The sequence below is a fragment of the Blastomonas sp. RAC04 genome, assembly GCF_001713435.1.
GTDB classification, from domain to species: domain Bacteria; phylum Pseudomonadota; class Alphaproteobacteria; order Sphingomonadales; family Sphingomonadaceae; genus Blastomonas; species Blastomonas fulva.
Genome location: NZ_CP016460.1, coordinates 2,149,621 through 2,169,939, shown reverse-complemented (window position 1 = coordinate 2,169,939; position 20,319 = coordinate 2,149,621). Strand labels below are relative to the sequence as shown.

At 63.3% G+C, this 20,319-nt stretch carries 21 protein-coding genes; 6 read left to right on the top strand and 15 right to left on the bottom strand.

The features are described 5' to 3' along the window. Nucleotides 1-61 precede the first annotated feature (61 nt). On the bottom strand, nucleotides 62-1,465 hold the full coding sequence (locus BSY18_RS11080; RefSeq protein WP_069050634.1) for a methyl-accepting chemotaxis protein: 1,404 nt from the start codon (nucleotides 1,463-1,465) through the stop codon (nucleotides 62-64). 215 nt (nucleotides 1,466-1,680) lie between these two features. On the opposite strand from BSY18_RS11080, the gene sdhC reads away from it, so the two are divergent. The 3 genes from sdhC to sdhA are packed head-to-tail and all read left to right on the top strand — an operon-like array spanning nucleotide 1,681 to nucleotide 4,319. Then, nucleotides 1,681-2,070 carry a succinate dehydrogenase, cytochrome b556 subunit gene (gene sdhC, locus BSY18_RS11075; RefSeq protein ID WP_054134355.1) on the top strand — a complete coding sequence of 130 codons (390 nt, stop codon included), beginning with the start codon at nucleotides 1,681-1,683 and terminating at the stop codon, nucleotides 2,068-2,070. A gap of 57 nt (nucleotides 2,071-2,127) precedes the next feature. Beyond that, nucleotides 2,128-2,517: a succinate dehydrogenase, hydrophobic membrane anchor protein gene (gene sdhD, locus BSY18_RS11070; RefSeq protein WP_054134132.1), complete on the top strand. Its 390-nt coding sequence runs from the start codon at nucleotides 2,128-2,130 to the stop codon at nucleotides 2,515-2,517. Continuing rightward, entirely contained in the window at nucleotides 2,517-4,319 is a 1,803-nt protein-coding gene (gene sdhA, locus BSY18_RS11065) for a succinate dehydrogenase flavoprotein subunit (protein WP_069050633.1), read from the top strand. Before sdhD ends, sdhA begins: the two co-directional genes overlap by 1 nt. 88 nt (nucleotides 4,320-4,407) lie before the next feature. Here the strand turns inward: sdhA and BSY18_RS11060 are convergent, their stop codons facing one another. From BSY18_RS11060 to rimP, 13 genes are all read right to left on the bottom strand, one after another. Then, nucleotides 4,408-4,803, bottom strand: a complete 396-nt coding sequence (locus BSY18_RS11060; RefSeq protein WP_082382170.1) for an endonuclease domain-containing protein — start codon at nucleotides 4,801-4,803, stop codon at nucleotides 4,408-4,410. A 223-nt stretch (nucleotides 4,804-5,026) separates the two neighbouring features. Continuing rightward, a complete protein-coding gene (pnp, locus tag BSY18_RS11055) occupies nucleotides 5,027-7,372 on the bottom strand; it encodes a polyribonucleotide nucleotidyltransferase (protein ID WP_069050632.1) in 2,346 nt (781 codons plus the stop codon). Between the two features lie 211 nt (nucleotides 7,373-7,583). Next, nucleotides 7,584-7,853: a 30S ribosomal protein S15 gene (gene rpsO, locus BSY18_RS11050; RefSeq protein ID WP_054134136.1), complete on the bottom strand. Its 270-nt coding sequence runs from the start codon at nucleotides 7,851-7,853 to the stop codon at nucleotides 7,584-7,586. A 21-nt stretch (nucleotides 7,854-7,874) separates the two neighbouring features. Then, nucleotides 7,875-8,864, bottom strand: coding sequence for a tRNA pseudouridine(55) synthase TruB (gene truB / locus BSY18_RS11045; RefSeq protein ID WP_069050631.1), 990 nt, complete (start codon nucleotides 8,862-8,864; stop codon nucleotides 7,875-7,877). 77 nt (nucleotides 8,865-8,941) lie between these two features. Beyond that, nucleotides 8,942-9,487 carry a GNAT family N-acetyltransferase gene (locus BSY18_RS11040; RefSeq protein ID WP_054134138.1) on the bottom strand — a complete coding sequence of 182 codons (546 nt, stop codon included), beginning with the start codon at nucleotides 9,485-9,487 and terminating at the stop codon, nucleotides 8,942-8,944. After that, entirely contained in the window at nucleotides 9,484-10,059 is a 576-nt protein-coding gene (locus BSY18_RS11035; RefSeq protein WP_054134139.1) for a thymidine kinase, read from the bottom strand. The genes BSY18_RS11040 and BSY18_RS11035 overlap by 4 nt, the downstream gene beginning before the upstream one ends. Further along, nucleotides 10,059-10,454: a PIN domain-containing protein gene (locus tag BSY18_RS20650; RefSeq protein ID WP_083231431.1), complete on the bottom strand. Its 396-nt coding sequence runs from the start codon at nucleotides 10,452-10,454 to the stop codon at nucleotides 10,059-10,061. Before BSY18_RS20650 ends, BSY18_RS11035 begins: the two co-directional genes overlap by 1 nt. Then, complete coding sequence (locus tag BSY18_RS11025; RefSeq protein ID WP_150126264.1) at nucleotides 10,451-10,777, bottom strand: AbrB/MazE/SpoVT family DNA-binding domain-containing protein; 327 nt, start codon at nucleotides 10,775-10,777, stop codon at nucleotides 10,451-10,453. The genes BSY18_RS20650 and BSY18_RS11025 overlap by 4 nt, the downstream gene beginning before the upstream one ends. Beyond that, on the bottom strand, nucleotides 10,764-11,174 hold the full coding sequence (rbfA, locus tag BSY18_RS11020; protein ID WP_069050628.1) for a 30S ribosome-binding factor RbfA: 411 nt from the start codon (nucleotides 11,172-11,174) through the stop codon (nucleotides 10,764-10,766). The genes BSY18_RS11025 and rbfA overlap by 14 nt, the downstream gene beginning before the upstream one ends. A gap of 54 nt (nucleotides 11,175-11,228) precedes the next feature. Continuing rightward, the gene (infB, locus tag BSY18_RS11015) at nucleotides 11,229-13,796 is read right to left on the bottom strand and encodes a translation initiation factor IF-2 (RefSeq protein WP_069050627.1); all 2,568 of its coding nucleotides are present in this window, start codon (nucleotides 13,794-13,796) and stop codon (nucleotides 11,229-11,231) included. A gap of 93 nt (nucleotides 13,797-13,889) precedes the next feature. After that, nucleotides 13,890-14,597, bottom strand: coding sequence for a DUF448 domain-containing protein (locus tag BSY18_RS11010; protein ID WP_069050626.1), 708 nt, complete (start codon nucleotides 14,595-14,597; stop codon nucleotides 13,890-13,892). After that, nucleotides 14,578-16,197 carry a transcription termination factor NusA gene (nusA, locus tag BSY18_RS11005; RefSeq protein ID WP_069050625.1) on the bottom strand — a complete coding sequence of 540 codons (1,620 nt, stop codon included), beginning with the start codon at nucleotides 16,195-16,197 and terminating at the stop codon, nucleotides 14,578-14,580. The genes BSY18_RS11010 and nusA overlap by 20 nt, the downstream gene beginning before the upstream one ends. A 2-nt stretch (nucleotides 16,198-16,199) precedes the next feature. Then, nucleotides 16,200-16,769, bottom strand: a complete 570-nt coding sequence (gene rimP, locus BSY18_RS11000; protein ID WP_171900219.1) for a ribosome maturation protein RimP — start codon at nucleotides 16,767-16,769, stop codon at nucleotides 16,200-16,202. A 331-nt stretch (nucleotides 16,770-17,100) separates the two neighbouring features. Between rimP and BSY18_RS10995 the strand changes: the two genes are divergently transcribed. Then, nucleotides 17,101-17,784, top strand: coding sequence for a L,D-transpeptidase family protein (locus BSY18_RS10995; protein WP_069051871.1), 684 nt, complete (start codon nucleotides 17,101-17,103; stop codon nucleotides 17,782-17,784). A 100-nt stretch (nucleotides 17,785-17,884) separates the two neighbouring features. Continuing rightward, on the top strand, nucleotides 17,885-18,232 hold the full coding sequence (locus BSY18_RS10990; protein ID WP_054134146.1) for a GntR family transcriptional regulator: 348 nt from the start codon (nucleotides 17,885-17,887) through the stop codon (nucleotides 18,230-18,232). Nucleotides 18,233-18,248: 16 nt separating this feature from the next. On the opposite strand, the gene BSY18_RS10985 is transcribed toward BSY18_RS10990, so the two are convergent. Continuing rightward, complete coding sequence (locus BSY18_RS10985; RefSeq protein ID WP_069050624.1) at nucleotides 18,249-19,586, bottom strand: dicarboxylate/amino acid:cation symporter; 1,338 nt, start codon at nucleotides 19,584-19,586, stop codon at nucleotides 18,249-18,251. Between the two features lie 136 nt (nucleotides 19,587-19,722). Here BSY18_RS10985 and BSY18_RS10980 point away from each other — a divergent pair, with 136 nt between their 5' ends. Then, nucleotides 19,723-20,313, top strand: a complete 591-nt coding sequence (locus BSY18_RS10980) for a hypothetical protein (protein ID WP_054134148.1) — start codon at nucleotides 19,723-19,725, stop codon at nucleotides 20,311-20,313. Nucleotides 20,314-20,319: the final 6 nt, after the last annotated feature.

Sequence of the window (20,319 nt, the reverse complement as noted above, 5' to 3'; positions counted from 1 at the left end):
CCAGCATAGCCCGCGCGTGCGATGCGGTCCATCGGCGCGGGCGGCAAAATCGATCGGTCGGTCAGGCGATCTTGGCGAGCCCGATTTCGTCGGCAAAGCTGTTGGAGCGCTGCTTGAGCTGGGTCAGCTGCGACTGCAGATGGCTGAAGCCCGCGCCCACCTTGTCCATCTCGCTGGCAAGCCCCTCGGTATCCATGCGGATGGTGCCGATGGTGTTCGACATCGAATCGGCGGCGAGCGCGGTCTCGTCGACAGCGGCGGTGATGATTGTCACGGTCTGGGCCTGGATTTCCATCGCCTGGCGAATCCGGTCGGCCGAAGTCTGCACTTCGCTGACCGTGGCGCGGACCGAATCGTTGGAGGCGACGGTGTCCCGCGTCGCTTGCTGGATGGCGGTGATCTTGTGCGCAATATCGTCGGTGGCGCGCGCGGTCTGGTTGGCGAGGCTTTTGACCTCCTGCGCCACCACCGCAAAGCCGCGTCCGGCATCGCCTGCGCGCGCGGCCTCGATCGTTGCGTTGAGCGCGAGCAGGTTGGTCTGGCCTGCGATATCGCGGATCAGGCTGAGGATCGATTCGATCGACTCGGCATGGGTCGACAGCGTCTGCGTGCTGGCGACCGCATGCCCCGCTTCGCGCGAGGCGCGTTCGGCGACGTCGGCGGCAACTTCCACTTCGCAGCGGGCATCCTCGATCGCGCGGATCAGGCCTGCGGCGGTCTGCGCCGCCTCGCGCATGGCGATGGCAGATTGTTCGGCGGCAGCGGCGACCTCGGACGAGCGGCCCAGCATCTGGCGCGCGGCCTCTGAGGCGGCAACCACCTGGCCCTGCAGCCCGGTTCCCAGATGCGATGCCTGCTGCAGCTCGCCATCGACCGTCTGCTTGAAACTGGAGGTCTGCTGCATGCGCGTGTGCTGCGCCTCGAGGCTGCTGACCGCATTGACCGCGAACGACATGATCTCGGCCTCGATCATCATCATCTTGGCCATGGCCCCTGCGAGGCTGAAATACAGCAGCGGCTGATCGCTCAGCTTGTTGTGCATGCGCTTGAGGGCAAAATCATAGGTCTGCGTCTGTGCGGCGAGGACCTGCCACAGCGGAATGCCCATGGCGCGGGCGTTGAGCGTGTTGGCAAACGCCTGCTCGACCCAGCCCTGTTCATCGAACCGCACGAATTTCTCAACCGTGTATTCTCGCACCGAACGGACAGTGGATTCGCGCACCTTGTCCAGATCGCGGACCCGCGACGCGATGTTACTGGCGGCGACATAAAAGTCCCAGAACGCGTTGGCGATCAGGTCTTCGTCGCCTTCCATATGCTCCCGGGCCTGACGGGCAAGCCCGGGCAGCTTGCCATCGGGATCGAACGCGGTCAGGCGGTCGCTGATCGACAGGTCGTGCATGACCAATGCGTACAGCGACCGGGCATCGGTCGGGCTGCCGGAATCGCGGTTGAACTCTGCCATGCCGTCCTCACATAAGCGGTGATATGCCAGTGACTTTAGGCCGACATGGTTAATGCGGAGTTAGGATGCTGCGCGAAGCGGGGCGGATGGAGCCCGTTGCGTGCGCCTGCCGAAACTGCGCCGCCGCAATCAGCAATTGCATCATGTGGGCAATCGGTTAAACAGGCGCGGGACGCATTTCAGTCGTTATTATGATCGATTTTACGGGGGATACCATGGGCAAACCATCGGGCAGGCCGCTCTCGCCGCACCTGTCAATCTGGCGCTGGGGACCGGCCATGCTGGTTTCCATCCTGCATCGCGCAACCGGCGATGGCATGGCAGTGATCGGCGGCGTTCTGCTGGTCGGCTGGCTGATGGCGCTTGCCAGCGGACCAGAAGGCTATGCCTGGTATGTCGGCTGGGCCACCAGCCCCATCGGCTATCTGCTGATGATCGGCCTGAGCTGGGCCTTCTTCCAGCACATGTGCTCGGGTCTGCGGCATTTCGTGCTGGATATCGGCGCGGGGTACGAGGTCGACGGCAACAACCGCTGGTCGGCCCTGCTGCCCGTTCTGGCGATCGCGCTGACCGCGATCTTGTGGACGATCATCTTTTTCGTCTGAGTCTTTTTGAATTTTTACGCTGCGCAGGACCATTGATGTCCGCGCGAGGAGGCGACCATGGGTAGTGGCACCAGAATTGGCAAAGTACGCGGACTGGGATCCGCCAAAACCGGGACCCACCACTGGGTCATGGCGCGCGTCACCGCGGTCAGCAACCTGATCCTGATGATCTGGTTCATTGCGTCGCTGGTCAGCCTGCCCGCGCTCGATCACGCCACGGTCACCGCCTGGCTGTCCTCGCCGCTGGCCGCCACCGCTATGATCCTGCTGCTGATCACCGTGTTCTATCACCTGCGGCTTGGCCTGCAGGTGATCGTCGAGGATTATGTGCATGATCATGGCACCAAGTTCGGCGTGATCCTGCTGCTCAACTTCTATGCCATCGCCGGGGCTGCCCTCGGCATCTTTTCTGTCGCACGCATTGCCTTTGCCGGAGCCGCAAGCTGATGTCTGAAGCCTACAAGATCATCGACCATGTATACGACACGGTTGTCGTCGGGGCAGGCGGATCGGGCCTGCGCGCCACCATGGGCAGCGCCGAAGCGGGCCTGAAGACCGCGTGCATCACCAAGGTGTTCCCCACCCGCAGCCACACCGTGGCGGCCCAGGGCGGCATCGCGGCGAGCCTGGGCAACAACTCGCCCGATCACTGGTCGTGGCACATGTACGATACCGTCAAGGGATCGGACTGGCTGGGCGACCAGGATGCGATCGAATACATGGTGCGCGAAGCACCAGCTGCGGTCTACGAGCTCGAGCATGCAGGCGTGCCGTTCAGCCGCAACGACAACGGCACGATCTACCAGCGTCCGTTCGGCGGCCACATGCAGAACATGGGCGAAGGCCCGCCGGTGCAGCGCACCTGCGCCGCGGCCGACCGTACCGGCCATGCCATGCTGCATGCGCTGTACCAGCAATCGTTAAAGTACGATTCCGACTTCTTCATCGAATATTTCGCCATCGACCTGATCATGGAAGACGGCGCGTGCCGTGGCGTGATCGCCTTGTGCATGGAAGACGGATCGATCCATCGCTTCCGCAGCCACGCCGTGGTGCTGGCAACCGGCGGTTCGGGCCGCTGCTATTTCTCGGCCACTTCGGCACACACCTGCACCGGTGACGGCGGGGCGATGGTGCTGCGTGCGGGCCTGCCGCTGCAGGACATGGAATTCGTCCAGTTCCACCCGACCGGCATCTATGGCGCGGGTGTGCTGATTACCGAAGGCGCGCGCGGCGAGGGCGGATACCTCACCAACTCCGAAGGCGAGCGCTTCATGGAGCGCTATGCTCCGTCCGCCAAGGATCTGGCCAGCCGTGACGTCGTCAGCCGCTCGATGGCTGCCGAAATCCGCGAAGGCCGCGGCGTCGGCAAGGAAAACGACCATATCTACCTGCATCTCGATCACATCGACGAGAAGGTGCTGGCCGAGCGCCTGCCGGGCATCACCGAGACCGGCAAGATCTTCGCCAATGTCGATCTGACCCGCCAGCCTCTGCCGGTGGTGCCGACCGTCCACTACAACATGGGCGGAATTCCCTGCAATTATCATGGCCAGGTCGTCACCATCAAGGATGGCGACCCCGATACCGTGGTCCCCGGCCTGTATGCCGTGGGCGAAGCCGCCTGCGTATCGGTGCACGGCGCCAACCGCCTGGGTTCGAACTCGCTGATCGATCTGGTCGTGTTCGGCCGTGCGACCGGTCACCACCTGCGCGATACCATCAAGCCGGGCAGCTCGCACAAGGCGCTGCCGCAGGATTCGGCGGATATGTCGCTCGCGCGTCTCGACCACTTCCGCAACGCCAAGGGCGGTTCGCCGACCGCGCAGATCCGCATGGACATGCAGAAGACGATGCAGAAGCATGCGGCGGTGTTCCGCGACACGCAGCTGCTGTCCGAAGGCACCGCGCTGATGCAGACGGTCAACCAGCGGATGCAGGACGTCCACGTTTCCGATCGCTCGCTGATCTGGAACACCGACCTGATCGAGACGCTGGAACTCGACAACCTGCTCAGCCAGGCGGTCTGCACCATCGAAAGCGCGCACAGCCGCAAGGAAAGCCGCGGCGCGCACATGCACGAAGATTACCCCGAGCGCGACGATGCCAACTTCATGAAGCACACCGTCAGCTGGTTCGAAGGCTGGGGCGGCAAGGGCGGCAAGGTCACCCTCGATTTCCGCCCGGTGCACGAATACACGCTGAGCGACGAGATCGAGTACATCAAGCCCAAGAAGCGGGTGTATTGATCGGATAGCTTTGCCGTCTGGCAAGGATGACACGAACGGGGTGGGATCGTGCTGTTAAAGCGTGATCCTGCCCCGATTTGTTTTCGGGTCAGGGTTTTTCCGTTCGGATGCGCGGCAGTCTCTTGCGCCCCTCCCTGGAAGGGAGGGGTTGGGGGTGGGTCCCGCCGAGGCACTCGGCGGTCCGCGCTAGCACTTCCTCTGCGACGGCTTCGGGGCTCTCCATCACCTCATGGTTCCAGAACCTCATCACCGTCCATCCGCGTGCCTCAAGATAGGTTGTTCGGACGACATCGTTCGGATTGTCGAGATGCTGCTCGCCATCAATTTCAACGATCAGCCTGGCGCGGCGGTTAGCGAGGTCCGCGATATAGGGTCCGATGACGAGCTGCCGTGTGAACCTTGGGCGATAGGCTGATAGCTGCCTCCAAAGCTTGTGCTCGGGCAGTGTCGCATTGTTGCGCAGTTCGCGAGCGTTGCGAGTCATAGCTGGCGGGACGCGTTGGGCCATGAAGCCGGATGTTACGGATGTTTCATCTGGACGCCTACCCACCCCCAGCCCCTCCCTTGAAGGGAGGGGAGCGTCCGTAGCGCGACCCTCTGAGCCTTACCGCCGCACCCAACAAAAAACCGGCCGGAAGCATGACGCTTCCAGCCGGTCTTTGTCGCATCACGAGCAAGCCCGCGACACTAGCAGCAAGCTGCTAAGCTCAGTTGTCGCCGGTGATGAAGTCGGGCAGTCCCGCATCGGGGGCCGAGCCGCCTTCTGCACGGCCGCGGCCACGGCCACCGCCGGAACGCTCGCCGCCGCGATCACCGCCGCCCGAACGTTCGCCACCACGGCCACCTTCGCGGCCACGCCCGCCATCGCCGTCACGACGGGGGCGACGGTCGCCGCGATCACCACGGTCGCCACGTTCACCGCGCTCGCGCGGTTCGCGGGCAGGGCGGGTGTCTTCCAGCTCTTCACCGGTTTCCTGATCAACGACGCGCATCGACAGGCGAACCTTGCCGCGCGGATCGATCTCGAGAACCTTGACCTTCACTTCCTGGCCTTCGGTCAGGACGTCGGTCACCTTCTCGACCCGCTCGTTGCGGATTTCAGACACGTGGACCAGGCCGTCCTTGCCGCCCATGAAGTTCACGAACGCGCCGAAATCGACCATGTTCACGACCTTGCCATTGTAGACCTTGCCGACTTCGGCTTCTTCCACAATGCCCAGGATCCACTTGCGCGCGGCTTCGATCTGGTTGATGTCGGACGAGCTGATCTTGATCAGGCCTTCATCATCGATGTCGACCTTGGCGCCGGTTTCAGCGACGATCTCGCGGATCACCTTGCCGCCGGTGCCGATGACTTCACGGATCTTCGACTTGTCGATCTGCAGCGTCTCGATACGCGGAGCATGCGCCGAAAGCTCGGTGCGGGTGCTGTCGAGCGCCTTGGCCATTTCGCCTAGGATGTGCGCACGGCCTTCCTTGGCCTGCGCCAGTGCCTGCGCCATGATCTCGCGGGTGATGCCGGCGATCTTGATGTCCATCTGCATCGTGGTGATGCCTTCGGACGTGCCAGCCACCTTGAAGTCCATGTCGCCGAGGTGATCTTCATCACCCAGGATGTCCGACAGGACAGCGAAATCGCTGCCTTCGAGGATCAGGCCCATCGCGATGCCCGACACCGGACGCTTGAGCGGAACGCCTGCGTCCATCATCGAGAGCGAACCGCCGCACACCGTTGCCATCGACGAAGAGCCGTTGGATTCGGTAATGTCGGACAGAACGCGGATCGTGTAGGGGAACTCGTCCTTGCTGGGCAGCACGGGGTGCAGCGCACGCCATGCCAGCTTGCCATGGCCCACTTCACGACGGCCGGGCGCGCCGAAGCGGCCGACTTCACCGACCGAATAGGGCGGGAAGTTGTAGTGCAGCATGAAGTTTTCATACGAGAGCCCGGTCAGGCCGTCGATCATCTGCTCGCTGTCCTTGGTGCCCAAGGTGGTGGTGCAGATCGACTGCGTTTCACCACGTGTGAACAGCGCCGAACCGTGGGTGCGGGGCAGGAAGCCGACCATCGCTTCGATCGGACGGATCTGCGTGGTGGTACGGCCATCGATGCGGCTGCCGTCCTTGAGGATGGCACCGCGGACGATTTCCGCTTCCAGCTTCTTCATGAGCTTGTTGGCGGCCATCTGGTCCTGCGGGGTGGCGTCGGCAAAGGCTGCCTTGGCCTTTGCGCGAGCTTCATTCAGCGCGTTCGAGCGGGCCGACTTGTCGGTCAGCTTGTAGGCGGCGGCAATGTCGCCACCGATCAGGTCGCGCAGCTTCTGCTTGGCAGCCGAGAGATCGGCCTGTGCAGCCATTTCCCAGGGATCCTTGGCAGCCTGCTCGGCCAGCTTGATGATCGCGCCGACAACCTGGCGGCAGGCATCATGCGCGAACTCGACAGCGCCGAGCATGATTTCTTCCGAAAGCTCCTTGGCTTCCGATTCGACCATCATCACGGCATCCTGGGTCGCGGCGACGACGAGATCGAGTTCGCCTTCCTTGACCTGATCCATCGACGGGTTGAGCTGGTATTCGCCATCTTGGTAGCCGACGCGGCACGCGCCGATCGGGCCCATGAAGGGGACGCCCGAAAGCGTCAGCGCAGCCGATGCTGCGATCATCGCCACCATATCGGGCTCGGATTCGCCGTCGAACGACAGAACCTGCGCGATCACGTTGATTTCGTTGTAGAAACCTTCGGGGAACAGCGGACGGACGGGACGGTCGATCAGGCGGCTGGTCAGCGTTTCCTTTTCGGTCGCGCCGCGCTCACGCTTGAAGAAGCCACCGGGGATGCGGCCTGCTGCGGAGAATTTTTCCTGATAGTGAACGGTCAGCGGGAAGAAATCCTGGCCTTCCTTCACGGACTTTGCGGCGGTTACGGCGCACAGCACCACGGTTTCGCCATAGGTGGCCAGCACAGCGCCGTCCGCCTGACGGGCAATGCGGCCCGTTTCGAGCTTGAGGGTCTTTCCGCCCAACTCGATTTCTACAGTCTTTACGTCAAACATGGATTTTCCTTATCGAACCCGATGCGCCCTATTGCGGACCGGGGCCTCTTCTGGTGCCAGGCTGACCGGCCTGGCGCGGTTCGGGGCTGTTCTGCTGCCCCGGCTGGCCTTTGTCCGCCTCATTGCGGAAAAGGTCCGTTGAGTGCCGCGCCCGGTATTTTCAGGGGCGCGGATAAACGAACGGCCCCGCTGGGGGGCCGTCCGAGAATTCTTACTTGCGAAGACCCAGCTTGGCGATCAGGTCGCTGTAGCGGGTGGCGTCCTTCTTCTTCAGATAGTCGAGCAGCGAGCGCCGCTTGTTCACCATCATCAGCAGGCCGCGACGCGAGTGGTTGTCCTTGTGGTGCGCCTTGAAGTGGTCGGTCAGGTTGTTGATGCGCTCGGTCAGGATGGCTACCTGGACCTCGGGCGAACCGGTATCACCGGCTTCGCGGGCATGTTCCTTGATAACTTCTTCTTTGCGTACTGCACTGATCGTCATGTTTCTTCGTCCTTCGAACATCTATCCAAGGTTGAAGCCGCGCACCACCCGGACCTCATGGTCCGAAAGCGAAACGAGAGCGAGTGGAGTGCCATCACTCCCCCGCGCCCAATATCGCCCATCGTGTGCGGCTATCCCGGTCACGACCTGCCCCATATGGAGCCGCCTTGCCTGATCGGGGGTGAGGTCAAGAGCCGGGATGTCGTCCAGCCCTGCCTCGAATGGCAAGATTATGTCTTCTGGGGCCGCGCCATGGCGGATTTGCTCCAGATTGTCCAGTGAAATCGCCCCCGCCAGGGTGAAGGGGCCCGCCTGCGTGCGGCGCAGCATCGTGACGTGCCCGACCGTTCCCAGCGCCTGCGCGATGTCGCGGGCGAGGCTGCGGATATAGGTTCCCTTCGAGACAGAAGCGGTGAGGGTGATACTTTCCAGCAACGGTCCCGCTGCGCTCTGATCGTCACCCTGAACTTGTTTCAGGGCCCATTTATCGTCTTGCGGCTTCGGCTTTTGGGGCACGGTGGGTCCTGAAACAAGTTCAGGATGACGGATCGTCAGCGTATGCACCGTCACCGCCCGGCTCGCCAGTTCCACCTCTTCGCCCGCTCGCGCCAGATCGTACGCGCGCTTGCCATCGACCTTGAGCGCTGAATATGCCGGTGGCACCTGGTCGATCGGCCCGGTAAAGCGCGGCAGCACCGCTTCGATCGCTTCCAGCGTCGGCCGCACATCGCTGTCAGCCACGGCAACACCCTCGACATCGAGCGTATCGGTCTGCACGCCGAAGGCTATCGTGAAATCATAGGTCTTGTCGCCGTTGAGCATCTGGCCGGTGAGTTTGGTCGCCTCGCCCAATGCAATCGGCAGCACGCCGGTCGCCAGCGGGTCGAGCGTGCCGCCATGGCCGACCTTGACCTTGCCATGCCCCCCGGCACGAAACGCGCGCTTCACCGCGGTCACCGCGTCGGTCGAGCCCATGCCATAAGGTTTGTCGAGAATGATCCATCCGTGCATCGCCAGCGCCGTTAGCACCGTTATCCGGCGCTACCAAACACTCCGGCAAACTCTCAGGCAAATCCTCAGGCAAACTCTCAGCCGCGGCCGCCGGACCATTCCGTCTTCAACAGGCCGAACATGCAGGTGTCGCGCACATAGCCGGTCCAGGTGATGCGGTTTCGGCGCAGCGTACCCTCGTGCATCGCGCCCAGCTTGCGCACCGCCGCCTGGCTGCGCAGGTTACGGCTATCGACTCGAAATTCGATCCGGGTGAAGCCGCAGGCAAAGGCGTGGTCGATCATCAGCCGTTTGATCGCAGAATTGACCCCGGCGCTGCCCCGTGCTGCGGGCTCGATATAGGTGCCGCCGATCTCCACGACATGGTTGCTTTCGTCGGGCGCGATATAGCAGGACATGCCGACCAGAACGCCGCGATGCAGCACCGCAAAACGAACCCAGTTGGTGGTGGCGTGGAAGTCTTCCATCGCGCGGTCAAAATGCTCGCCCAGCATCGAGACCGGATAAATCTCCCAGATATCGGGATCGCGCGCACACGCCGCGCGCAGCAATTCGATGTGGTGTGCGGCCAGCGGCTCCAGGCGGACATCACCATCGACCAGAACAGTCTCCAGCGCGCTCATGCCATTTTCGCCATGAAGTGCTTGCGGCACAGCGCGATATAGCGGTCATTACCACCGATCTCGGTCTGCGCGCCGGTCTTCACCGCCTGGCCGGTCTCATCGACCCGCAGGTTCATCGTTGCCTTCGCCCCGCATTCGCACACGGCCTTGAGCTCGACCAGATGATCGGCGATGGCGAGCAGCTGCGCGCTGCCGGGAAAAAGTTCGGCCTGGAAATCGGTGCGCAGGCCGTAGCACAGCACGGGAATCTTGAGCTCGTCGCAGATCCGCGCACACTGGAACACCTGCGCCTTGGTGAGGAACTGCGCCTCGTCGACCAGCACGCAATCCAGCGGCGCAGAGGCGAGGTCGAGCGCGACCGCAGCGAAGATGTCGGTGTCCGCTTCGAACAGATGCGCAGGCGCGTGGAGTCCGATGCGCGAGGTGATCTGCCCGGTGCCGAATCGATCGTCATGCGCCGCGGTCCACAGCATCGCCCGCATCCCCCGCTCGGCATAATTGAACGCCGCCTGCAACAGCGTGGAGGATTTGCCTGCATTCATCGAGGCGTAGTAGAAATAGAGCTTGGCCATCAGGGCAGCAGCGTTTGCACTGGGAGTGGCATATCCTGACCAGCTTGCTGCGCCAGTTTGCGATCAAATGTGCCAAATGCCACCGCGCGCGGGGAGCATGCCAGATGAAGCAAATCGGCCAAATCGGAAACAGCTGCAGCATGGCGGGTCAATGCCCAGCGGACGGCTTCAACATTGTCGATTTCAACCGCTGGAAACTCCAGAATGACAAGAAGTGCAGCAGCTATCATTTTGCGATCTAGTCGGTAAACGGAACGCAGCGCCCAACCAACCTCGACCAACACGGTTGGTGCAATGAAGCAGGGTTGTGCGATAAGTTGCTTCGCCACGGAAACTTGGTCAGGATCGTCGTTAAGAACCAGTCTGAGCAGAACATTGGTGTCGAGTGAGATCATGGCATCGGCGTGCCATATTTTTCCCGAAACATCTGGTCGATGCTGTCTCTGACCTCGTCGTCGGAAAAAACCGGACCGTCATATTTCACAACAGCTCGGAGCCTTTCCCAAGCCTCCTCAGCGGTTGCAGCCTTCTGAAATTTCGGCCGCTTCAACAACACGCCTTCGGGCATCTCGACCATTTCCACCACTGCGCCGTTCACAAAGAGATATCGGTCGCGAACATCCTTGGGGATGACGACCTGACCTTTAGCCGAAAATTTGACGTTCGCATTCATCGCGTCAACATACGTCTTACCCGGTAAGACGTCAATCTTGGGCATCGTCCTTGCCCAGATCCTGCGCCACCTTGGGCGCGCTGAGCAGCTTGTCGATATGGCTGCCGGTGTCGAAGCTGTCATCGGCGAGGAACTTGAGTTTCGCCGCATATTTGGTGCGGATGCGCGAGGCGACTTCCTTCTGAAAGAAGGCAGTGTTGGTGCGAAGTGCCTTGAGCACCACCTCCTCATCCTTGCCCAGCAAGGGCTTCACGAACACTGTGGCGTGCCGCAGGTCAGGAGACATGCGGACTTCGGTGATCGAGATGGTGGTCGCAGTCAGCACCTTGTCGTGCACCTCGCCGCGCGCGAGCAGCTCTGACAGAACGTGCCGCACCTGTTCGCCCACCCGCAGCACGCGGACGGAGCGCCCTTCGGGGCCGGTATCGTTATGCTTGGCCATAATGTCCTCTCACGACGCCCCGCCGCCTTCCGAAAAGGCGGCGGGGGTCACGAATTACAAGGTCCGGTCGCGCATTTCGACGTCGAACGTTTCAAGGATATCGCCCGGCTTGATGTCGTTCGTATCCTGCAGCACGACGCCGCATTCCAGGCCCGTGCGGACCTCGGCGACATCGTCCTTGAAACGGCGCAGCGAGGAGATGACCGTCTTGGAGACGATGACATCGTCGCGGGTGATGCGCGCGTGCAGGCCCTTGCGGATGAAGCCGTCGGTGACGAGCAGACCCGCCGCCTTGTCCTTCTTGCCTGCCGGGAAGATCTCCTTGATCTCTGCGCGGCCGACCACGGTTTCGATGCGCTCGGGGCCAAGAACCCCTGCCATCTCGCCGCGGATATCGTCGAGCAGGTCGTAGATGATGTCGAAATACTTGAACCGCACGCCATCACGCGTCGCCAGCGCCCGTGCCTGGGCATTGGCGCGGACATTGAAGCCGATGATCGGCGCGTTCGAGGCCTTGGCCAGGGTCACGTCGGACTCGGTGATGGCACCCACGCCAGCGTGCAGCACGCGGGCCTTGATGTCATCGGTCGAAATCTTGTTGAGCGCGGTAACGATCGCTTCGACCGAACCCTGCACATCGCCCTTGACCAGCACCGGATATTCCTTGGCGCGGTTGGCGGCGAGCGACGAGAACATCGTGTCGATGTTGGTCGGTGCCATCGTGGTGCGCTTTTCGAGCGCCTTCTGGCGGCGATAATCGGCGACTTCACGCGCCCGCTGTTCGTTCTCGACCACGGTCAGCTTGTCGCCCGCAGACGGCACGCCGGTAAGTCCGAGAACCTCGACGGGCTCGGAAGGCCCTGCAGAAGGAACCTGCTTGCCCTTGTCGTTGATCAGCGCACGGACCTTGCCCGACTGCTCGCCCACGACGAAGATATCGCCGCGCTTGAGCGTGCCGCGCTGCACCAGAACGGTGGCAACGGGGCCGCGGCCCTTGTCCAACTTGGCCTCGATCACGACAGCCTCGGCGGCGCGATCGGGGTTGGCCTTGAGCTCGAGCAATTCGGCCTGCAGCAGGATCTTGTCGACCAGGCCTTCAAGGTTGATCTTCTTGAGCGCGGAGACTTCCACGTCCTGCACTTCACCCGACATCGCTTCCACGATGACCTCGTGCTCGAGCAGGCGCTCGCGGATCTTCTGCGGATTGGCGCCTTCCTTGTCGACCTTGTTGATCGCCACGATCATCGGCACGCCGGCGGCCTTGGTGTGGTTGATCGCCTCGATCGTCTGCGGCATCAGGCCATCGTCGGCCGCCACCACCAGGATGACGATGTCGGTGACGTTGGCACCGCGCGCACGCATCTCGGTAAAGGCCGAGTGGCCCGGGGTGTCGAGGAAGGTGATCTTGTCGCCCGAGGGCACCTGCACCTGATAGGCGCCGATGTGCTGCGTGATGCCGCCCGCTTCGCCAGCGACCACATCGGTGCCGCGCAGGGCATCGAGCAGGCTGGTCTTGCCGTGGTCGACATGGCCCATGATGGTGACCACAGGCGCACGCGGCGACATGGTTTCATCGGCATCGACATCGGCGTCGTGGTCGATTTCGACATCGGAATCGGACACGCGGGTGATCTTGTGGCCGAATTCCTCGACCAGAAGTTCGGCGGTATCCTGATCGATCGCCTCGTTGATGGTGACCATCATGCCGAGCTTGAACAGCGACTTGACCAGATCGGAACCCTTTTCGGCCATGCGGTTGGCCAGTTCCTGGATGGTGATCACTTCGGGCACGACGACGTCGCGGACCTGCTTGGGCTGAGCATCGCGGCTCTGACCCGACATGTGCAGGCGGCGTTCCTTGTCGCGGGCGCGCTTGAGTGCGGCGAGGCTGCGCGCACGCGCACCGCCGTCACCTTCGTTCAGCGCCTTGCTGACGGTCAGCTTGCCCGACTGGCGGCGGTTGTCGACAACCTTGGCGCCGGTAGCCTTTTTGGGCTTGATCTCGGGCCGCGGCGGCGATGCCACCGGGGTAAAGCGACGCGGCGGCGGGGCCGCTGCGGGCTTGGCGTCTTCGGTCGCGGGGGCTGCGGCAGCAGCGGGTTCTGTCTTGGCTTCGACCGGCGCGGCCTGCGGGGCTTCGCTGGTCGGGGCGGGGGCAGGGGCGGCCTCTGCGGGCGTGGGCGCGGGCGCAGCAGGCTCGCTTTCGGCCTTCTTGGCTTCCTCGGTGCGGCGACGCGCTTCCTCGGCAGCGCGCAGCTTTTCCTCGGTCTCGCGGCGGCGTGCTTCTTCCAGCGATGCCAGGCGTGCTTCTTCTGCTTCGCGCAGCAGCTTTTCCTGGATCTCGCGGCGGCTCAGCATCGACGACTGGGTCGGGCGCGGCGGCGGGGGCGGGGCTGCCACCGGCGCCGGGGTGGGCGCAGGGGCGGGGGCAGGCGCTGCCACTGGCGCAGCAACGGGTGCTTCGCCGGGCTTGCCGACCAGCTTGCGGCGCTTGACTTCGACCACGACCTTGTTGGTGCGGCCATGGCTGAACGTCTGCTTGACTTCGCCAGCTTCGACAGAACGCTTCAGCCCCAGAGGCTTGCGACCCAGTGTCGGCTTGTTTTCGGTATCTTCACTCATCGAACAGACTCAATCCTCAATAAATACGTCACGTCGGGCGATGGGTTCAGCATCGCCGGTTCGCGTGGGGCGATCCACGCACGCCAATGCGCGCTAGATCGTCATTCCGGGGGCAGGTTCAGCCCCCTCCCCTTTGAAATGCAGCAATCGGCCAAGAAACTGGTCAATGCGCGCGGCGGCGCGATGATCGGTCAGCGCAACATGAACCGCGTTGTCGCGCCCCAATGCCACAGACAGGCGGGTGCGGTCTACAGGCAATACAATGCCCCTATCGCCGCTGCCCTCGGTCTCGCTGCCCACGCGCCAGGCCTGGTCGAGCTTGCCATTGCCATCGGCGGCGGCATCGCTGGCGTGCAGCAACATGGTGACTTTTCCGCGCCGTGCGGTCTCGGCAATCCGGTCGGAACCGGTGAGCAGGGTGCCCGATCGCGCCTCGAGCCCCAGCCGGTCGAGCAGGGCGCGGGTCAGCGCTTCCTCGATGGCTTGCGGCAGGTCTTCCGGAATGGTGATCGGGCCGGTCTTGAACGCACGGGCGAGCGCGCCCTTGAGCTTGCCCTTGGCGATCGCCTCTTCAAGGCCTGCGCGGTCCACCCCGATCCACGCGCCGCGTCCGGGCGCTTTGGCACGAACATCGGGTGCCACGACGCCGTCGGGGCTGATGGCAAGCCGGATCAGATGCGCGCGCTCGTCCCGCTCGCCGCTGAGGATACAGCGGCGAATGGGACCTTCTGCGGTGTCGGCAGAGGGGGTAGGCGCGTCGGCTGCTAGATCAGCAACCGTGTCATTGGGAAGTTTCCGCATTCGCGTCCTCCCCAACTGTGTCTTCGTCTTCGAACCAGTGGGCGCGGGCGGCCATGATGATCTCGTTGCCCTGCTCTTCGTTCAGGCCATAAGTTGCCAGCACGCCGCCCTTGTCTTCGGGGCGCTTGTTCGACGGAGCCGAATTGTCACGGCGCCGCTGCTCGACGCGCTTCTTGGCGATCAGCTCGTCGGTGGCGAGATCCGCCAGATCGTCGAGCGTCTTGATGCCTGCCTTGCCCAGGGTCACCAGCATTGCTTCGGTGAGGTGCGGCAGCTCGGCCAGCGCATCCTCGACGCCCAGGGCGCGGCGTTCGGCGCGCGAAGCTTCCTCGCGACGCTCGAGCGCTTCCTGCGCACGGTTCTGAAGCTCGGCGGCGAGCTCGTCGTCAAAGCCTTCGATGCTCGAAAGCTCGTCGGGCGAAACATACGCCACTTCTTCAAGCTCGCTGAAGCCTTCGGCGACCAGCAGCTGCGAGAGCGTTTCGTCGACGTCGAGCTCGTTCTGGAACAGCTCGGAGCGCTCGGTGAATTCCTTCTGGCGCTTCTCGCTCGATTCGGCCTCGGTCATGATGTCGATGGCAGAGCCGGTGAGCTGGCTGGCCAGACGCACGTTCTGGCCGCGACGACCGATGGCCAGCGAAAGCTGATCGTCGGGAACGACGACTTCGATGCGGCTTTCCTCCTCGTCGATCACCACGCGGCTGACGGTAGCGGGCTGGAGCGCGTTGACCACGAACGTCGCGGTGTCTTCCGACCAGGGGATGATGTCGATCTTCTCGCCCTGCATTTCCTGCACGACCGCCTGAACGCGGCTGCCCTTCATGCCGACGCAGGCGCCGACGGGATCGATCGAGCTGTCATAGCTGATCACGCCGATCTTGGCGCGGCTGCCGGGATCGCGCGCAGCGGCCTTGATCTGGATGATGCCGTCGTAGATTTCGGGCACTTCAAGTTCGAACAGCTTGCGCATGAAATCGGGGTGCGCACGGCTGAGGAAGATCTGCGGCCCGCGGTTTTCGCGACGGACGTTGAGGATGATCGCGCGGATGCGGTCGCCGACGCGGGCGACTTCGCGCGGGATCTGCTGTTCGCGGCGGATCACGCCTTCGGCGCGGCCGAGGTTGACGATGACATGGCCGAACTCGACCGACTTGACGACGCCGGTGATGATCTCGCCGACGCGGTCCTTGAACTCTTCATGCTGGCGCTCGCGCTCGGCATCGCGGACCTTCTGGAAGATCACCTGCTTGGCGGCCTGCGCATCGATGCGGCCCAGGTCCACGGCGGGAAGCGGATCGACGATGAAGTCGCCGACCACGGCCCCTGCCTGCAGCTTCTGCGCGGCCTTGACGTCGACCTGCTTGAAATAATCCTCGACGGTTTCGACCACCTCGACGACGCGCCACAGGCGAAGGTCGCCGGTGTTGCCGTCCAGCTTGGCGCGGATATCGTTCTCGGCGCCGTAACGGGCCCGGGCAGCGCGCTGGATCGCCTCTTCCATCGCTTCCAGCACGATGGATTTGTCGATCATCTTTTCGGTTGCCACCGAATTGGCGATGGCGAGAAGTTCAGCCTTGTTGGCGGAAATGGCGCTGGCCATGATCAGTCTTCCTGTTCTTCGAGGTCTGCGGTGTCGTCGATTTCTTCGATGTCATCCGCGCCGCTGGTGTCGAGCGGGCGGGTGGCAGCGATCAGTTTGTTGGTCAGCATCAGCTTTGCGCTGATCACGTTCGAATGCGGCACGGTGACCGCGCCGGTCTTCTTGTCCTGCACGGTGATCTGATCGCCTTCCAGGCTTAGCAGATCGCCGGTCAATTGCTTGCGACCCTGTGCAGGTTCATGCAGCACCAGCCGGGCTTCATGCCCCAGCCAGTTGCCAAAATCCTTGAGCCGGGTCAGCGGGCGATCGATGCCCGGCGAGCTGACCTCGAGCCGGTAGGACCCGGGGACCGGGTCCTTGCCCGCTTCTTCCAGCGCATCGAACACATCGGAGATCCGCCGCGACAGCGAGGCGCAATCGTCGATGTTGAGCTGGCCGGTGTCGGGGCGTTCGGCCATGATCTGCAGCGTCCGCTCGTCGCCCGCACCGAAAAGGTGCACGCGCACGAGATCGAATCCCAGCGCATTGGCTTCGGGCTCGATCAGGGCAGAGACGGCAGAAAGGTCGGTCAAGAACGGGCTCTCACAGGCTTGAATGTGGATATGGCGGCAAAAGCGGTATGGTGCCGGCCCCCAGTGGCGCCAGCCCGTCAAGCTTCAACAACCATGTCGGGATGGATCGCCATATAGGCGCGTGCCCGTGCAATGGCAAGAATTATGTCGGGCCGCAGCGCGCCCATGGTGCGCAGGTCCTGGGCCCTGGCGGGGCGTTAACCTGCACCCCTGGCACCGTCCCGCAGGGGGACGCAGCCGATCGCATGCTGGCGATTCGGCGCGGAGCGGGCTAGCATGCTGTCCAACGGCCGTGATGATGCGGCAAGGCGGGATCGACGGAGCAGATATCATGGCGGCAACCTTCAGGCCCAAGGCGCGGCAATTGGCAGGCGTCGGCATGCTGGCAGCGGCAGCGCTGCTGGTCACCGCGGTGGTCACCAGTGCTCCGGGCGATGCCGCGATCAAGTCTGCCGCTGTCGCGCCGCTTCCGGGCGCGGATGCCGGCGAACGCCCCGAGACTCGCGCACTCACCAAGGCAGAGGCTGCGGCGACCACGCCCGAGCAGATCGGCTATGCGATCAAGAGCGTGATGACCATCGACGGTCCGCTGGGCCATGGCAATTATTACTGGGACGAAAGCCGCGCGCCCGCCACCGGCCCGATGCTGATCACCGTCGATCTGGAAGCGCAGACGCTTTCGGTATTCCGCGATGGGCACGAGATCGGGGTTGCGGTGATCCTGTACGGCACACCCGAAAAGCCCACCCCGCTCGGCGCCTTCCCGATCACCCAGAAGGACGCCGACCATGTGTCCAACATCTATGATGCGCCGATGCCCTATATGCTGCGGCTAACCAACGATGGTGTTGCGGTGCACGGCAGCGATGTCGAATGGGGCTATGGCACGCGCGGCTGCATCGGCGTTCCCACCGCCTTCGCCAAGAAGCTGTTCGATCAGGTGAAACTGGGCGACATCGTCATCATCACCAATGGCGAGCGGATCAACGTCGGCGACGCGGTCACCGGCGTCTGAGCCGGTTCTTCCAGGTCCTGTGCGGGCACTTTTGTGCGCAACATGGGCGGCAGGCGAATGCGCTTGACCTGACACGCTGTATTATGGCAGTGAGGCAGTGATGGCAGACAACAGCAAACCCGTTTATCTCAAGCTGCGCGATATCATCGCAGCGTCGATCCTTGACGGCATCTATGCCGAAGGCGACATGCTCCCTTCGGTCCGCGCCTTTGCCGCCGAGCAACAGGCCAATCCGCTGACCGTCGCCAAGGCGTACCAGATGTTCCAGGATCAGGGTCTGGTCGAAGTGCAGCGCGGGGTGGGCATGTATGTCGCTCCCGGCGCCACCGAAAAGCTGCGCGACATGGAACGCGAGGATTTCCTCAAGCACATCTGGCCGCCGGTGCTGCGCCAGATGCAGCGCATCGGGCTTTCCCCCAACATCCTGCTGGCCGACGAAAAGGCCTGAGCGTTACCCCTGCGCTTCAGGCGCCGATGGCGCCTTCGGGCAGCTCTTCCACCGGCGGCAAGCGTCCCGCCAGCGCGGCATCGAACTGCGCCTTGTCCAGCCTGCCCTCCCATTTCGACACCACCACGGTCGCCACCGCATTGCCGATGAAATTGGTGAGGCTGCGGCATTCGGACATGAAGCGGTCGATCCCCAGGATCAGCGCCAGCCCCGCGACCGGCACCGAAGGAACGATCGACAGCGTCGCCGCCAGCGTGATGAAGCCTGCGCCGGTCACGCCCGCGGCGCCCTTGGAGGAGATCATCGCCACTCCCAGCAACAGCAGTTGCTCGCCGATCGACAGATCGACATTGCACGCCTGCGCGATGAACAAAGCCGCCAGCGTCATGTAGATGTTGGTGCCATCCAGATTGAAGCTGTAGCCGGTGGGCACGACCAGGCCGACGACGGTCTTGGGGCAGCCCGCGCGTTCCATCTTCTCGATCAGCGAGGGCAATGCGCTTTCCGACGATGACGTGCCCAGCACAAGCAGCAGTTCAGCCTTGAGATAGGCGATCAGCTTGAGGATCGAAAAACCGCACGCGCGCGCGACCAGCCCCAACACCACCAGCACGAACAGCAGCGAGGTAAGATAGAAGGTCGCAACCAGCGCGGCGAGATTGGCGAGCGTGCCGATGCCATATTCGCCGATGGTGAATGCCATCGCGCCGAAGGCGCCGACGGGGGCGGCCTTCATCACGATGCCGACCAGCTTGAAGAATGCGATCGAGGCATCCTCGAGCAGATCAAGCAGCCGCGCGCCCCTGTCGCCGATCATCGCCAGCGCAATGCCAAACAGGATCGAGACGAACAGCACCTGCAGCAGATTGCCATCGCTGAGCGAGGACAGGAAGGTATCGGGAACGATCGCGGTGAGGAACCCGGTGATCGAGCTGTCTTCGGCCTTGGCGGCAAATTCGCTGACCTTGGCCGTGTCGAGCGTCGCCGGATCGATGTTCAGCCCGTCGCCCGGGCGTACGACATTGGCGACGATCATCCCGATGATCAGCGCCAGCGTGGAGAAGAACAGGAAATAGGCAAAGGCCTTGCCCGCGACTCGCCCCACACTCGCAAGATCGCGCATCCCGGCGATCCCGGTGACAATGGTGAGGAAGATGACCGGCGCGATCACCATCTTGACCAGCTTGATGAACACATCGCCCAGCGGCTTCATCGCGGCGCCCGTTTCGGGTGCGAAATGCCCGAGCGTCACGCCTGCGACGATCGCGACCAGCACCTGCAGATACAGCTGCGCATACCAGCGTTTGTGCGGGGGGCTTGCCAGTGCGCCGGGAGATGAAGCGTCGATGATCATCGCATGGGCCTATCACCGACGCGGGGCGGGGCCAACCGCGCTGAGCGCTGTAACCTTTCGGGCCTGGCCAGCGCACCTGCGGCAACACAGCCATCTGCGGCATCGGCAGATGCAAGCTTCGGGGAAATCACACGTCATGACCAGATATCTGCAAGCCGTTCCTCTGGCCATGATCGTGCTCGTCGTCACCCAGCTTTCCTATGTCGTGCTGTCGAACAGCGGCTTCGAGATGCATCGCATGGTGATCTGGACCACCGAGGCGGTCGCGTTTCTGGGGATCACGGTGCTGGCACTGGTGGCGCTGGCGCAGAAGTCAAGGCTTGCGCCTGCCTGGGCGGCGATCGCTGTCAGCGGCGTGCTCAATGTCGTGCAGGTGGGTATGGGCCTTGCGATGTTCGGCCCGCTCAAAGACGCCGGAGAGGCGATGGCACCGGCCTATGAAGCTGTCGTCGCCGGTGCGTTCTTCCTCTATTTCGCGGGCAAATGGCTCTTCGGCCTCGCTGCGATCCTCGTCGGCGCCGCGATGCTGCGTGGAACCGGGCTGGCGAAGGCCGCAGGCGTGCTGGCGATCTTGTCGGGACTTGCCGCGATGGCGGTCAACCTGCTCGGCATGGCAACCGGAATGGCCTGGATCTTCCCGGCAGGTGCCGCCGGCACCGCCGCGACGCTGCTGCTGGCGATCGCCTTGGCGATGACGCTGCGGGAACGGCCCGAGGGTCAGCCCTGAGGCCTG

Excerpts from the sequence above, each read along its gene's own strand:
- BSY18_RS11080 (WP_069050634.1), bottom strand. The coding sequence starts at position 1,465 with ATGGCAGAGTTCAACCGCGATTCCGGCAGCCCGACCGATGCCCGGTCG.
- sdhC (WP_054134355.1), top strand. The coding sequence starts at position 1,681 with ATGGGCAAACCATCGGGCAGGCCGCTCTCGCCGCACCTGTCAATCTGG.
- sdhD (WP_054134132.1), top strand. The coding sequence starts at position 2,128 with ATGGGTAGTGGCACCAGAATTGGCAAAGTACGCGGACTGGGATCCGCC.
- sdhA (WP_069050633.1), top strand. The coding sequence starts at position 2,517 with ATGTCTGAAGCCTACAAGATCATCGACCATGTATACGACACGGTTGTC.
- BSY18_RS11060 (WP_082382170.1), bottom strand. The coding sequence starts at position 4,803 with ATGACTCGCAACGCTCGCGAACTGCGCAACAATGCGACACTGCCCGAG.
- pnp (WP_069050632.1), bottom strand. The coding sequence starts at position 7,372 with ATGTTTGACGTAAAGACTGTAGAAATCGAGTTGGGCGGAAAGACCCTC.
- rpsO (WP_054134136.1), bottom strand. The coding sequence starts at position 7,853 with ATGACGATCAGTGCAGTACGCAAAGAAGAAGTTATCAAGGAACATGCC.
- truB (WP_069050631.1), bottom strand. The coding sequence starts at position 8,864 with ATGCACGGATGGATCATTCTCGACAAACCTTATGGCATGGGCTCGACC.
- BSY18_RS11040 (WP_054134138.1), bottom strand. The coding sequence starts at position 9,487 with ATGAGCGCGCTGGAGACTGTTCTGGTCGATGGTGATGTCCGCCTGGAG.
- BSY18_RS11035 (WP_054134139.1), bottom strand. The coding sequence starts at position 10,059 with ATGGCCAAGCTCTATTTCTACTACGCCTCGATGAATGCAGGCAAATCC.
- BSY18_RS20650 (WP_083231431.1), bottom strand. The coding sequence starts at position 10,454 with ATGATCTCACTCGACACCAATGTTCTGCTCAGACTGGTTCTTAACGAC.
- BSY18_RS11025 (WP_150126264.1), bottom strand. The coding sequence starts at position 10,777 with ATGCCCAAGATTGACGTCTTACCGGGTAAGACGTATGTTGACGCGATG.
- rbfA (WP_069050628.1), bottom strand. The coding sequence starts at position 11,174 with ATGGCCAAGCATAACGATACCGGCCCCGAAGGGCGCTCCGTCCGCGTG.
- infB (WP_069050627.1), bottom strand. The coding sequence starts at position 13,796 with ATGAGTGAAGATACCGAAAACAAGCCGACACTGGGTCGCAAGCCTCTG.
- BSY18_RS11010 (WP_069050626.1), bottom strand. The coding sequence starts at position 14,597 with ATGCGGAAACTTCCCAATGACACGGTTGCTGATCTAGCAGCCGACGCG.
- nusA (WP_069050625.1), bottom strand. The coding sequence starts at position 16,197 with ATGGCCAGCGCCATTTCCGCCAACAAGGCTGAACTTCTCGCCATCGCC.
- BSY18_RS10995 (WP_069051871.1), top strand. The coding sequence starts at position 17,101 with ATGGCGGCAACCTTCAGGCCCAAGGCGCGGCAATTGGCAGGCGTCGGC.
- BSY18_RS10990 (WP_054134146.1), top strand. The coding sequence starts at position 17,885 with ATGGCAGACAACAGCAAACCCGTTTATCTCAAGCTGCGCGATATCATC.
- BSY18_RS10985 (WP_069050624.1), bottom strand. The coding sequence starts at position 19,586 with ATGATCATCGACGCTTCATCTCCCGGCGCACTGGCAAGCCCCCCGCAC.
- BSY18_RS10980 (WP_054134148.1), top strand. The coding sequence starts at position 19,723 with ATGACCAGATATCTGCAAGCCGTTCCTCTGGCCATGATCGTGCTCGTC.